This window comes from Kribbella amoyensis (assembly GCF_007828865.1).
Classification (GTDB): domain Bacteria; phylum Actinomycetota; class Actinomycetes; order Propionibacteriales; family Kribbellaceae; genus Kribbella; species Kribbella amoyensis.
The window spans coordinates 4,649,154-4,662,282 of the sequence record NZ_VIVK01000001.1; the positions used below are offsets into that span (position 1 = coordinate 4,649,154).

At 69.7% G+C, this 13,129-nt stretch carries 13 protein-coding genes and 1 riboswitch; of the genes, 10 read left to right on the plus strand and 3 right to left on the minus strand.

The window, feature by feature from the left end; genetic code table 11:
• Window positions 1–262: 262 nt before the first annotated feature.
• The 3 genes from FB561_RS21900 to FB561_RS21910 all read right to left on the minus strand — a co-directional run bounded on the left by FB561_RS21900 (window position 263) and on the right by FB561_RS21910 (window position 2,499).
• Window positions 263–472, minus strand: coding sequence for a hypothetical protein (locus tag FB561_RS21900; protein ID WP_145809652.1), 210 nt, complete (start codon window positions 470–472; stop codon window positions 263–265).
• The gene (locus tag FB561_RS21905) at window positions 469–1,482 is read right to left on the minus strand and encodes an aldo/keto reductase family protein (protein WP_145809654.1); all 1,014 of its coding nucleotides are present in this window, start codon (window positions 1,480–1,482) and stop codon (window positions 469–471) included. The genes FB561_RS21900 and FB561_RS21905 overlap by 4 nt, the downstream gene beginning before the upstream one ends.
• A 426-nt stretch (window positions 1,483–1,908) precedes the next feature.
• Window positions 1,909–2,499, minus strand: coding sequence for a DUF3043 domain-containing protein (locus FB561_RS21910; protein ID WP_145809656.1), 591 nt, complete (start codon window positions 2,497–2,499; stop codon window positions 1,909–1,911).
• A 184-nt stretch (window positions 2,500–2,683) separates the two neighbouring features.
• Here FB561_RS21910 and FB561_RS21915 point away from each other — a divergent pair, with 184 nt between their 5' ends.
• The 10 genes from FB561_RS21915 (at window position 2,684) to FB561_RS21960 (ending at window position 13,103) form a co-directional block, all read left to right on the plus strand.
• The gene (locus FB561_RS21915) at window positions 2,684–3,502 is read left to right on the plus strand and encodes a PspA/IM30 family protein (RefSeq protein WP_145809658.1); all 819 of its coding nucleotides are present in this window, start codon (window positions 2,684–2,686) and stop codon (window positions 3,500–3,502) included.
• Entirely contained in the window at window positions 3,499–3,774 is a 276-nt protein-coding gene (pspAA, locus tag FB561_RS21920; RefSeq protein ID WP_145809660.1) for a PspA-associated protein PspAA, read from the plus strand. Before FB561_RS21915 ends, pspAA begins: the two co-directional genes overlap by 4 nt.
• 224 nt (window positions 3,775–3,998) lie before the next feature.
• Complete coding sequence (locus tag FB561_RS21925; protein ID WP_238334963.1) at window positions 3,999–5,510, plus strand: sugar transferase; 1,512 nt, start codon at window positions 3,999–4,001, stop codon at window positions 5,508–5,510.
• Window positions 5,511–5,587: 77 nt separating this feature from the next.
• Window positions 5,588–6,352 (plus strand): 3'(2'),5'-bisphosphate nucleotidase CysQ, encoded by a 765-nt coding sequence (locus tag FB561_RS21930; RefSeq protein WP_145809664.1) that lies wholly within the window; start codon window positions 5,588–5,590, stop codon window positions 6,350–6,352.
• The gene (gene cysD, locus FB561_RS21935) at window positions 6,349–7,254 is read left to right on the plus strand and encodes a sulfate adenylyltransferase subunit CysD (protein WP_145809666.1); all 906 of its coding nucleotides are present in this window, start codon (window positions 6,349–6,351) and stop codon (window positions 7,252–7,254) included. The genes FB561_RS21930 and cysD overlap by 4 nt, the downstream gene beginning before the upstream one ends.
• Before the next feature lie 8 nt (window positions 7,255–7,262).
• Window positions 7,263–8,507: a sulfate adenylyltransferase subunit CysN gene (gene cysN, locus FB561_RS21940; protein ID WP_238335189.1), complete on the plus strand. Its 1,245-nt coding sequence runs from the start codon at window positions 7,263–7,265 to the stop codon at window positions 8,505–8,507.
• Complete coding sequence (gene pssD, locus FB561_RS21945; protein WP_145809670.1) at window positions 8,504–9,001, plus strand: PssD/Cps14F family polysaccharide biosynthesis glycosyltransferase; 498 nt, start codon at window positions 8,504–8,506, stop codon at window positions 8,999–9,001. Before cysN ends, pssD begins: the two co-directional genes overlap by 4 nt.
• Window positions 9,001–9,570: a glycosyltransferase gene (locus FB561_RS21950; RefSeq protein WP_145809672.1), complete on the plus strand. Its 570-nt coding sequence runs from the start codon at window positions 9,001–9,003 to the stop codon at window positions 9,568–9,570. The genes pssD and FB561_RS21950 overlap by 1 nt, the downstream gene beginning before the upstream one ends.
• A 315-nt stretch (window positions 9,571–9,885) precedes the next feature.
• A riboswitch (cyclic di-AMP (ydaO/yuaA leader) is annotated at window positions 9,886–10,082 on the plus strand.
• A gap of 7 nt (window positions 10,083–10,089) precedes the next feature.
• Window positions 10,090–11,898 carry a CBM96 family carbohydrate-binding protein gene (locus FB561_RS21955; RefSeq protein WP_145809674.1) on the plus strand — a complete coding sequence of 603 codons (1,809 nt, stop codon included), beginning with the start codon at window positions 10,090–10,092 and terminating at the stop codon, window positions 11,896–11,898.
• Window positions 11,899–11,957: 59 nt separating this feature from the next.
• Window positions 11,958–13,103, plus strand: coding sequence for a glycoside hydrolase family 26 protein (locus FB561_RS21960; protein ID WP_145809676.1), 1,146 nt, complete (start codon window positions 11,958–11,960; stop codon window positions 13,101–13,103).
• Window positions 13,104–13,129: the final 26 nt, after the last annotated feature.

Here is a 13,129-nt window from a genome sequence, read left to right on the forward strand (position 1 = left end):
GACCTCGGCGGGTAGGTGAGCCTGCTGCCTGGTGCCGCAGTGTTCCGGCTCGCCGCGACGGTGCGCGGCCTACGGTTGCGGGTCAGCGCCGGATTCGGACCGGCTTCCCTGTGACACGGCAGTGGTTCGAGCGCAGCTTACCGCTCAGCGATCCACCCGGACCCGGCCCGGCCCTGCGAACGTGCGACAGCCCACAACACCGAGCCCGTACCGCGGGCCGCGGCGGCGCGCGGTTCGCAGTACGGGCTGTCGGCCTTGGGTGCTACTCGGGCGCGGCCAGGCTCATCGGGCCGTAGACCTCGCGGTCGTCCTCGATCAGGTACACCTGGCCGACGCCCTGGTCGGCCAGCTCCCGCCAGATCTCCCCGAGCCAGCTCTCGGCGTCGCCCTGGGCGGAGAACTCGGCGCCGCCGAGGTCGCCAGGATCGGCCGGCTCACCGGCGGCGGTCTCGAACCGCCACGTCCAGCTCACGAGCCCGGCCGGGTCGTCGGCGCGTTCTGCGCGGTCTTGGCCGGATCCCGCTCGACGACGCCGCCGAGGATCTCGTCGATCTGCTTCAGCGCGCTCTCCTCGAGCTTCACGCCGGCCGCCTTGACGTTCTCGGCGACCTGCTCGGGCCGGGACGCGCCGATGATGGCGGAGGAGACGTTCGGGTTCTGCAGGACCCAGGCGACGGCCAGCTGGGACAGGCTCAGCCCGGCCTCGTCGGCGACCGGCCGGAGCTCCTGGACCCGGGTCAGCACGTCGTCGGTGAGGTACCGCTTGATGAAGTTCGCGCCGCCCTTCTCGTCGGTCGCGCGGGACCCGGCCGGCGGCTGCTCGCCCGGCTTGTACTTCCCGGTGAGCACGCCCTGGCCGATCGGCGAGAACACCACCTGGCCGATCCCGAGCTCCTCCGAGACCGGTACCACCTCGGGCTCGATCACCCGCCAGAGCATGCTGTACTGCGGCTGGTTCGAGACGAACGGGAAGCGCAGCTCGCGGGCCAGCCGGTGCCCCTCGCGGAGCTGGTCGGCGGTCCACTCCGACACGCCGATGTACAGCGCCTTGCCGGCCCGGACGACGTCGGCGAACGCCTCCATCGTCTCCTCGAGCGGCGTCTCGGTGTCGTACCGGTGGGCCTGGTACACGTCGACGTAGTCGGTCCGGAGCCGCTTCAGCGACGCGTTGATCGACTCGTGGAGGTGCTTGCGGGACAGCCCGGTGTCGTTGGGCCCGCCCGGGCCGGTCGGCCAGTACACCTTGGTGAGGATCTCCAGCGACTCCCGGCGCTCACCCGCCAGCGCCTCGCCGAGCACACTCTCCGCGGCGGTGTTCGCGTACGTGTCCGCGGTGTCGAACGTGGTGATGCCGGCCTCGAGCGCGGCCCGCACACAGGCCGCGGCCTGCTCGTTCTCCACCTGCGATCCGTGCGTCAGCCAGTTCCCGTAGGAGATCTCGCTGACCTTCAGTCCACTGTTCCCGAGATAACGGAAGTCCATGGACCGACCCTACTTCCCACCACCCCCACAAGCCCTCCGAACCCGCGCGGTCCGACCCCACCGCCCACGACCCGACCCAACCCGCCACTCCGAGCACCCGTGAACACCTAGCGGGGCCCGCGGACACCAAGCGGGGACCGCGGACACCATGCGGGACCGCGGACACCTACTGGGAACCTCGGACACCTACTGGGAACCTCGGACACGTTCTTTGATGTCCGAGGTCCCTGGATGGTGTCCGAAGACGCCGGGTTGGTGGGGTCCGGAGCCACCATGACTGGTATCGCGGCTGGCCGTGAACAAATTATGGGGACCGTGACCATGCAATTGGGTGTCCGAAGTCCCGGGCGAGTGGTGCGCGGTCCCCAGTAGGTGTCCGTGGTGCCGGTGGGGGCACGGCGGCTGTGGTGTCGGGGCCGGCGTGGGTCAGGCCGGCTTCTCGCCGCGGGCGACCATCGGCTTCGGCAACCGCCAGCGGCGCATCTGCATGGTGCGCCGGACGGCGTAGAAGCCGATGCCCTTCGGGGACTCCTTCGGGAACTTGGCGGTGACCGACTTCTTCAGGCCGCTGGTCAGGATCAGCCAGTCCAGCGCGATCGCGGCGATCATCACCAGGAAGAGCAGGTTGACCACCGCCGGCAGCCAGGTGAAGACGCCGGAGAAGACGACGCCGAGCAGCGAGACGACCAGCAGCACCGGCAGCGCGAACTCCATCACCGACCAGCGGGCGTCGACGTAGTCGCGGGCGAACCGGCGGACCGGGCCCTTGTCGGCGGCGGGCAGGTACCGGTCGTCGCCGGTGCGCATGGCGTCCTGCATCTTGGCCCGCTCGGTGCGGACCTTCTCGCGCCGCAGCGCCGCGGCCTCCTTGCGGTTCCGCGGCTTCTTGAACGTGGCCTTGCGGGCCGCCTCGGCCTCCTTGCGGCTGGGGGTCGGGCGACCCTTGCCGCCCGGCTTCGGTTGGGGGGCCGGTTCGGCCGGTGCGGGCGATGTCTCAGACTTGGTACGACGGAACACGGGGTCTGAACCTCATTCGGGCTGTGCTGCGCGGTCGGGGCCTGCCTGGTCACTCGGGGTGGTCCCCGGACCTTTGCACCACTTTATCGGGGCCGGTCCTGATGGTGTGGTGACCCATGGGGACATAGGGTGGTTGACACGCACGCCGGGTCCACTCGCCGGCACAGAAGGGGTACGGATATCGATGAGCATCTTCAAGCGGATGTCGACGATCTTCAAGGCCAAGGCGAACACAGCTTTGGACAAGGCCGAAGATCCTCGCGAAACCCTTGACTACTCGTATCAGAAGCAACTGGAACTGTTGCAGAAGGTACGCCGTGGTGTGGCCGACGTGGCCACCAGCCGGAAGCGGGTGGAACTGCAGGCGTCGCAGTTGCAGTCCCAGTCGCAGAAGCTGCAGGACCAGGCCCAGAAGGCGCTCTCGGTGGGCCGGGAGGACCTCGCCCGCGAGGCCCTGACCCGCAAGTCCGGCCTGCAGGGCCAGATCGACGACCTGACCGCCCAGCACGCCCAGCTGCAGGGTGAGGAGGAGAAGCTCACCCTCGCGTCCCAGCGGCTGCAGGCGAAGGTGGAGTCGTTCCGGACCCGCAAGGAGACGATCAAGGCCACCTACACCGCGGCCGAGGCGCAGACCCGGATCAACGAGGCCTTCTCCGGGATCTCCGAGGAGATGAGCGACGTCGGTCTGGCGGTCCAGCGGGCCGAGGACAAGACCCAGCAGATGCAGGCCCGGGCCGGCGCGATCGACGAGCTGCTCGCCTCCGGCGCGCTCGACGACGCCACCGGGACCAGCAAGGACAGCATCACCCTCGAGCTGGAGCGGATGTCGTCCAACTCCGACGTCGAGAGCGAGCTGGCCGCGATGAAGGCCCAGCTGTCCGGTCCCAGCACCCCCAAGGAGCTGGCCGGCGACACCCCGGGCGCCGCTCAGGTGCAGCAGCCCGCGCAGCAGGCCACGCCGGAGGCTCAGCCGGCTCGACCGCAGGACGGAGACGTTCGATGATCGTTCGCATCATGGGTGAGGGCCAGTGGCGGCTCGCCGACGAGAAGCTCGAGGAGCTGAACGCGGTGGACACCGACCTGGAGAAGGCCGTCTCGGCCGGCGACGAGGACGGTTTCCGGACCGCCTTCGCCGCGTTGCTGACCTTCGTCCGCTCCGGCGAGCGGGTGCCGGACGACGAACTGCACGACTCCGACGCGATCCTGCCGCCGGGTGACAGCAGCCTGGCCGAGATGCGTGAGCTGATCAGCGGTGACGGTCTGATCGCGGGCTGACAGCAACGGATTCCTCGCGGGGCCGACCCATTGCGGGTCGGCCCTTCGTGCGTTCCGGATCGGCTGCGGCCGAACGTTCGTTTCTGCTATCCCACATGGAACGTGCGTAGTACTCTCGGCTGAACTGCCGCTGTCGGGGCGGCGAACAGGCGGGAAACCGTACCCGGGGGAGACGGGGTACGGAGTTCACCGGGGGGTGACTGAGGGTGACGGATAGTGCCGTCGTGGGGGAAAACGCGACACAGGCCGGCTCTTCGGGCGAGGCGGACCTGGCGGATCGGCGGCGGCCGGTCTGGGTGGTACCGGACACGGTGCCGGCCATCGTTCCGCGGTCGACGTGGGTGACGCAGCCGCCGTGGGTGGCGGTGTACCGGTGGGCCGCGATCGGCGGTGACCTGCTGGCCGCGGTGATCGGGGCGTCGGTGGCGCTCCTGACCAGGTTCGGCTACCAGGTCGGCGCGGGGTACCTGGTGTTCGGCAGTCTGCTGCCGCTGGCCTGGGTGGCCGCGGTGGGGCTGGCGCGCGGGTACGAGTCCCGGTCGTTCGGGTCCGGGGCCGAGGAGTTCCGCTCGATCCTGCGGTCCGGGGTCGGGCTGACCGCGGTGGTGGCGATCGTGTCGTACGCGACCAAGAGCGAGATCGCGCGCGGCTTCGTCGTGCTGGCGATCCCGGTCACGGTCGTGATCGCGCTGCTGCTGCGGTACGGACTGCGCCGTGACCTGAGCCGGCACCGGTACCGCGGCCGCTGTATGCGCCGGGTGCTCGTCGTCGGCCGAAACGGCGAGGCGGCGACGCTGCGGGAGCGGCTGGAGAAGCGGCCCGCCGACGGGTACCGGGTGGTCGCGGTGTGCCGGCCGCGGGGTGACATCCGGCCCGGCACGGCGAACCCGCCGGACAGCCTGGACGAGGCCGACATCATGGCCGCGGTGAACCGGCACTCGGTGGACGTGGTCGCGATCGCGGCCGACCCCGAGTTGTCCGGGCAGTCGCTGCGCCGGTTGTCCTGGGCGCTGGAGCAGCAGGGTGTCGAGCTGATCGTGTCGCCCGGCATCATCGAGGTGGCCGGCCCGCGGATCTCGGTCCGCCCGGTCGCCGGGCTGTCGTTGCTGCACCTGGAACGGCCGTCGGCCAGTGCCGGGCCGCATCTGCTGAAGAACGTCTTCGACCGCGTGATGGCGCTGATCCTGGTGACGCTGGCGTTGCCGTTGCTGCTGGGACTCGCGCTCGCCGTGCGGCTGACCAGCCGGGGTCCCGTGCTGTTCCGGCAACGCCGGGTCGGCCGGGGGAACACGACGTTCACGATGTTCAAGTTCCGCACGATGGTCGTCGACGCGGAGGCGCGACTGGCCGACCTGACCCCGCACAGCGACGGGAACACGGTGCTGTTCAAGCTCCGGTCCGACCCGCGGGTGACCAAGGTCGGCGGCTTCCTGCGGCGGTACTCGCTGGACGAGTTGCCGCAGTTGCTCAACGTGTTGCGTGGGGAGATGTCGCTGGTCGGGCCGCGGCCACCGCTGGAGAGCGAGGTGGCCAAGTACGCCGCCGACGACACCCGGCGGATGCTGGTCAAGCCGGGGCTGACGGGGTTGTGGCAGGTGAGCGGACGCAGCGACCTGTCCTGGGACGACTCGGTGCTGCTGGACCTGCGGTACGTCGACAACTGGTCGATGACGCTGGACCTGCTGATCCTGTGGAAGACGGCGCGCGCGGTGCTGAAGGGTTCCGGCGCGTACTAGTCGCTGTTGGGGAACAGCGACGACGGGCCCGGCGACAGCAGTCGGCCGGCTCGGGGGGATTTGACGGAGGGGGATGGATGGCGACGAGACAAGACGGCCTGCTCGCCGTTGAACTGGCTGTCGCGGCGGGGGACCTGTTGCTCGAGTTGCGCGCGACCGGGTTGTCCGGCCGCGAGCTGGGGGCCCAGGGCGACGAGCTGTCGAACGATCTGCTGATCGGCGGACTCCGGGAGCGTCGGCCTGACGACGCGGTCCTGAGCGAGGAGTCCGTGGACAGCGCGGCGAGGACGACCGCCCGGCGCGTGTGGATCATCGATCCGCTCGACGGCACCCGCGAGTACGGCGAGAGGCCGCGGGTCGACTGGGCCGTGCACGTAGCGCTCTGGGAGGACGGGGAGCTGGCGGCCGGTGCCGTCTCGTTGCCCGCCCAGCGCATCGTGCACGACACCAACGAACCGTGGCTCCAACCACGGCAGCACGACGACCGGCTGCGGATCGCGGTGAGCCGGACCAGGCCGCCCGCGCTGGTGGAGAGCCTCGCGGCCGACCTGGACGCGGAGCTGGTCCCGATGGGATCGGCGGGCGTCAAGGCGACCGCGGTCCTGCGGGGCGAGGTGGACGCGTACGTCCACGCGGGCGGCCAGTTCGAGTGGGACTCGGCCGCGCCGGTCGCGGTCGCCCGCGCCGCCGGGTTGTTCTGCAGCCGGATCGACGGGTCGCCGCTGCGGTACAACCAGCCGGACCCGACCCTGCCGGACCTGCTGGTCTGCCGGCCGGAGTTCGCCACCGACCTTTTGCTTGCCATTGGCAAACACATCGCCGAGGAGGTGGGATCCCGATGAGCCGCAGCTACCAACTGAGCCAGCTGGAGACGCTGGAGTCCGAGGCGATCTACATCTTCCGCGAGGTGGCGGCCGAGTTCGAGCGGCCGGTGTTGCTGTTCTCCGGCGGCAAGGACTCGATCGTGATGCTCCGGCTGGCGCAGAAGGCGTTCCACCCGGCCCGGATCCCGTTCCCGGTGATGCACGTCGACACCGGACACAACTTCGCCGAGGTCCTGGAGTTCCGGGACCGGCGGGTCGCCGAGCTCGGGGTCCAGCTGGTGGTGGCGAGTGTGCCGGACGCGCTGGAGCGGGGCGTGGTGCAGGCGCCGCCGGACGGGACCCGGAACCGGATCCAGACCCCGGTCCTGTTGGAGGCGCTGGACAAGCACCAGTTCACCGCGGTGTTCGGCGGGGCCCGGCGGGACGAGGACAAGGCGCGGGCGAAGGAGCGGGTGTTCTCGTTCCGCGACGAGTTCGGCCAGTGGGACCCGAAGAACCAGCGGCCCGAGCTGTGGAACCTGTACAACAGCCGGATCCACCTGGGCGAGAGCATCCGGGTCTTCCCGCTGTCGAACTGGACCGAGCTGGACATCTGGCAGTACGTCGCCCGGGAACGGCTGGAGCTGCCGTCGATCTACTACGCGCACGAGCGCGAGGTGTTCGAGCGGAACGGGATGCTCTTCGCGGCCAACGAGTACTGCCGGCCGCGCGGTGACGAGGAGACGTTCACGGCAACCGTGCGGTACCGGACGGTGGGGGACGCGTCGCTGACAGCGGCGGTCCGGTCGGACGCGGACACGGTGGACAAGGTGATCGCGGAGGTGGCGAGTACCCGGATCACCGAGCGCGGCGCCACCCGGGGCGACGACAAGTTCAGCGAGGCCGCGATGGAAGATCGCAAGCGCGAAGGGTACTTCTGATCGTGGACATCCTCAGACTGGCGACGGCCGGATCCGTCGACGACGGCAAGAGCACCCTGATCGGCCGGCTGCTGTACGACACCAAGTCGGTGTTCACCGACCAGATCGAGTCGGTGGAGCGGGCCAGCCGGGACCGCGGCGACGACTACGTGAACCTGGCCCTGCTGACCGACGGCCTGCGGGCCGAACGCGAACAGGGCATCACGATCGACGTCGCGTACCGGTACTTCGCGACACCACGGCGCAAGTTCATCGTCGCGGACACCCCGGGCCACATCCAGTACACCCGGAACATGGTCACCGGCGCCTCCACCGCGGACCTGGCGCTGATCCTGGTCGACGCGCGCAAGGGCCTGCTGGAGCAGAGCCGGCGGCACGCGTTCCTGGCCACCCTGTTGCACGTGCCGCACCTGGTGCTGTGCGTCAACAAGATGGACCTGGTCGGGTACGCCGAGGACGTGTTCGAGGCGATCCGCGCGGACTTCACCCAGTTCGCGGCCAAGCTGGACATCGGGGACCTGACCGTGATCCCGGTGTCCGCGCTGGTCGGCGACAACATCGTCACCCGGTCCGAGCGGATGGACTGGTACGAGGGGCCGAGCCTGCTGCACCACCTCGAGCACGTGCACGTGGCCAGCGACCGCAACCTCATCGACGTCAGGTTCCCGGTCCAGTACGTGATCCGGCCGCAGTCGGACACCCACCGCGACTACCGCGGGTACGCCGGTCAGGTGGCCGGCGGGGTGCTGCGGGCCGGGGACGAGGTGATGGTGCTGCCGTCCGGGTTCAGTACGACGATCCGGTCAATCGAGACCGCCGACGGCCCGGTCGAGGAGGCGTTCCCGGCGATGTCGGTGACGATCCGGCTGACCGACGAGATCGACGTCTCCCGCGGCGACATGATCTGCCGGGTCAACAACGCCCCGACGGTCACCCAGGACGTGGACGCGATGGTCTGCTGGATGGACGACGCGCCGCTGCGCCCGGGCCAGAAGTTCGCGATCAAGCACACCACCCGGTCGGCCCGGGCGATGGTGAAGGACCTGCAGTACCGGCTCGACGTGAACTCCCTGCACCGGGACATGGCCGCGGACCACCTCGGCCTGAACGACATCGGCCGGATCCGGTTGCGGACCACCCAGCCGCTGTTGTGCGACGAGTACAAGCGGAACCGGTCCACCGGCGGGTTCGTGCTGATCGACGAGGCGACGAACCGGACGGTCGGCGCCGGCATGGTGAACGAGGCACGATGACGACTCTCGAGTCCCCGCAGACCGACGACGAGCTGGCGGCGTCGACCCGGGTCCTGATGGTGTGTTCCAGCGGCGGTCACCTGGCCCAGCTGATGACGTTGCGGCCGTGGTGGTCGCAGCGCGACGTGTGCTGGGTGACCTTCGCGACCGAGGACGGCAAGTCGCTGCTGGCCGGCCAGCGCACGGTGTACGCGTACCACCCGACGACGCGCAGCCTGAAGAACCTGGTCCGCAACGCGGTGCTCGCGGTCCGGGTGCTGGCCCGGGAACGGCCGGACGTCATCGTCACCACCGGCGCCGGGGTCGCGCTGCCGTTCTTCGTGCTCGGCAAGCTCGGCCGGATCCCGACCGTCTACATCGAGGTCTTCGACCGGATCGACCACGCCCCGCTGACCGCGCGGCTGTGCAAACCGTTCACCAGCCGGATGCTCGTCCAGTGGGACGAGCAGCAGGAGCTGTACGCCGATTCCACCGTGGTCGGGAGGTTGCTGTGATGCCCGCCGAGAACGCCGACCAGCTCGATGTCCTGGTCATCCTGGGCACGGATCACCATCGGTTCGACCGGTTGATCGGCTGGCTGGACGACTACCTGGAGCAGCCCGGTCACGAGTCGCTGCGCGCCCTGGTCCAGTACGGCGGGAGCATGCCACCGCGCCGGGCCAAGGGCGTCGGCATCATCGCCTGGACCGAGTTGCAGGACCGGATGCGGCAGGCGACCGCCGTGGTCAGCCACGGCGGTCCGGCCACGATGCTCGAGGTCCGCCGGCAGGGCCGCAAGCCGATCGTGGTGCCGCGTGACCCGCTGCTCGGCGAGCACATCGACCAGCACCAGCAGGAGTTCTCCCGCCGGATGGGAAAGCTGGGCCTGGTCACACTCTGTGAGGATCGGTCCTCGTTCGAGACGGCGCTGAGTGCCGTGCTCGCCGACCCCGAGGGGCACGCGGTCTCGGCGGAGGAGAATCGTCGTGACAGCCTGCAAGTGGCCGCGGCGGTCGACGCCGCGGGCCGGATCATCGACGGCCTGGCGGTCTCGCACGCGCGACGCCGGTTGGCCCGGTCGTAGCGGAAACCCTTGCGAAGCAAGCGTTTGAGCAGTGGTGGAAAGGTTCGCGACAGGCCCGGTGTGATGTAAAGAGTCGGCGGATCTCGACCTCGGAGCAAGTTCGAATAGTTGCCCTCGGTGTCCGCATACCCGGACATGGTCGACGCTGCGTCACTTTCGGGGCCGTTATCCAGCTGTGATGTAACGCTGGGTAAATCGGCTACCGAGAGTGATGTTAAGGGCGCCGTCCGATGTCTTGAGGCCCGCGCGCGGACCTGCGTAAGCTCACCCGCGCCTGGACCGGCCTGGGGGCGGCCAGCAGACCGAGTACTCCGCCGGCTCGCAACGCCGAGTTCCGCCCTCCGGGCCGGTGACCCCTCAATGGCATCCGAGGGCGGAAGTGGGGAAACCACAGGTTCTCCGGACCGGCCACGCCCACGGCCGGTCCTTGGGGCGAAGCCGCACCCCCGCGGCCGGGTAACACTTCCGATCCGAGCCCGACAGCTAACCTCACAGGCGTGCAGGAAGGACTTGCCCCTCATGGGGGATGCCTTTTCCCGTCGGCACGCACGACATCGCGCTGCCGTTCCCTCCGACGCACTGAACGAGCCGGTCGCCAAGGCCGGCCGTCGCACGATCGTCCCGATCGTCGCCGGCGTGAGCCTGCTGATCACCACCGCCGGGCTGGGCGTGGCCGCCCTGACGCCCACCCAGGATCCGGCCCCGGTCGGCGTGAACCCGACCGCCGACGCGTACGTCTCCACCAAGTCGCCGACCCAGCGCCACGGCTGGTCCACCCGCCTCGTGGTCAAGCAGGGTGAGTCGACCAGCTTCGTCCGGTACTCCGTGCCCGCGGTGGCGGACGGCTACAGCCGCAAGGCCACCCTGGTCCTGAACCGGCTCACCACCAGCAACCCGAGCAAGATCCGCGTCTCCAAGGCGCCGGGCGGCTGGACCGAGAGCGTCACCGCGGCGACCGCGCCGACCCCGGGTGCGACCGTCACGACGGCTGACGACGACGGCAGGTCGGCGCAGCTGCGCATCGACGTGTCCGCGGCGGTGACCCAGGCCGGCACGCTGAACCTCGCCATCACCCAGCCGGTCGGCCGGGGCGGTGCCGTGTTCGGTGCCCGCGAGTCCGGCGTGAAGCAGTCGAAGCTGGAGATCAGCTACGTCAAGGGCGGCGGCTCCCCGCAGCCGTCCACGCCGACCTCGGCGCCGACGACCACGACGTCGCCGACCAAGCCGCCGACCACGGCCCCGACGTCGACGCCGACGACCACCAAGCCGACGACGACGCCGACCACGACGCAGCCGACGTCCACGCCGACCACCACGACCCCCAAACCGACGGTCACCCCGACTACTACGGCGCCGACGTCGACCCCGACGGCCGGTCCCGGGTGCACGGTGTCCGAGAAGCTGGTGCCGTCCTGCGGCGCCTGGTTCGGTGCGGCGGCGAACCCGCTCGGCAGCGAGTCCTGGGACCAGGCGCTGCCGACGTTCGAGTCGACCATCGGCCGGACCGTCGACATCGCGCACTACTACAACTCCAGCCCGAAGCTGTTCCCGACCGCGGAGATGATCAAGCGCGCCCGGGAGCCCGGCAAGAAGCGGATGCTGCTGCTGAACTGGAAGCCGGAGATGGGCCGCACCTGGGCCCAGGTGGCCGCCGGTGACGCGGAAGTGGACAAGGCGATCGACGCCGAGGCGGAGTACCTGAAGACCACGTTCCCGGAGAAGTTCTTCCTCGGCATCCACCACGAGCCGGAGGACGAGGTCCGCCCGGCCGCCGGCTCGGGCTACACGGCCAAGGACTACGCGGCGATGTACCGGCACGTGGCGCTGCGGCTGAAGGCCAAGGGCGTCACCAACGCGGTGTTCGTGATGAACTACATGGGCACCCCGCACTGGGGTTCGCAGCCGTGGTTCAACGACCTGTACCCGGGTGACGACGTGGTCGACTGGATCGCGGAGGACCCGTACATCTTCGGTGACTCGGCGAACTGGTGGACCGACTTCGGCCAGGCCGTGAACCGGACCGACACCTACACCAACCCGAACTGGCCGGGTTTCTACACCTGGGCCACCACCAAGCACCCGGGCAAGCCGATCATGCTGGGTGAGTGGGGCGTCGACGAGCAGACCATGTTCGGCAAGAACAAGGCCGACATGCTCCGCACGGTGCACGACGGACTGGCCAAGCGGCCGGCCATCAAGGCGCTGGTCTACTGGAACGAGACCGACTTCGACCCGGTCGGCGAGACCCGGCTGGACTCGTCCAGTGGTGCCAGGTCCGCCGCCCAGGAGGTCCTGGACAGCGGACCGCTGGCCCGTCGCCTGAACTAGGCGATATCCGGCCATCCGGACTGCTCCGGTTCGGGAGGCGCGCGGAGTAACATCTCCAGATGAGCGTGCGTTTCCCGGCCGGAGGGCCCCGATGGGGCCGCTGGCTGACGACCGCAGCGGTGATCGCCGCTGCGGTCGTTCTTGCGCTGGTGAGCTGCGCGATCGTGTCCGACGGCGGGAAGTCGTCGGGCGGCAAACCATCGGTCGCGGGGCCCAGCTCCGCACCGGATCGGCCGACGCCCGGGAAGAGCGCGGCCGGGTGCACCGTGTCCGCGATCCTCGTACCGTCGTGCGGTGTGTGGTTCGGTGTCGCGGCGAACCCGCTCGGTGACGAGTCCTGGGACGAGGCGCTGCCCGCGTTCGAGGCCGCGCTCGGCCGGACGGTGGACATCGCGCACTACTACAACGCGAGCCCCAAGCTGTTCCCCACCGCGGAGATGATCAAGCGCGCCCGCGAACCGGGGAAGAAGCGGATCCTGCTGCTGAACTGGAAGCCCGAGATGGGCCGCACCTGGGCCCAGGTCGCCGCCGGTGATCCCGAGGTGGACCAGGCGATCGACGCCGAGGCGCAGTACTTGAAGACCACGTTCCCGGAGAAGTTCTTCCTCACGATCCACCACGAGCCCGAGGAAGAGGTCGTCCCGGCACCTGGTTCGGGGTACACGGCGAAGGACTACGCCGCGATGTACCGGCACGTGGTCGAGCGGCTGCGCTCCCAGGGAGTGACCAACGCGATCACGGTGATGAACTACATGGGGACGCCGCACTGGGGTTCGCAGCCGTGGTTCGAGGACCTGTACCCGGGCGACGACGTGGTCGACTGGATCGCCGAGGACCCGTACATCTTCGGCTCCGATCCGGAGTGGGCCACCGGTCTCGGCCGGGCGATCGACCGGGTCCAGAAGAGCTATCCGGCCTGGCCCGGCTTCTACACCTGGGCGAGCAAACGGCATCCGGACAAGCCGATCATGCTGGGGGAGTGGGGCGTCGACCGGCACCTCGGCGAGACCAAGCGCAAGGCGGTGTTCGCGATGATGGCGACCCAGCTGGCCGCGTTCGGTCAGGTGAAGGCGCTGGTCTACTGGAACGAGACCGACTTCGACCCGGTCGGCGCGACCGAGCTCCGGCCGGGCGACCCGTCGATCCAGGTGCTCCGGGACGCCCTCGGCTCCGCTGAGCTCAAGCCGCCACCGGTCCCCGGCTGAGCCGGATCCCCTTCAGCCCAAGGGGT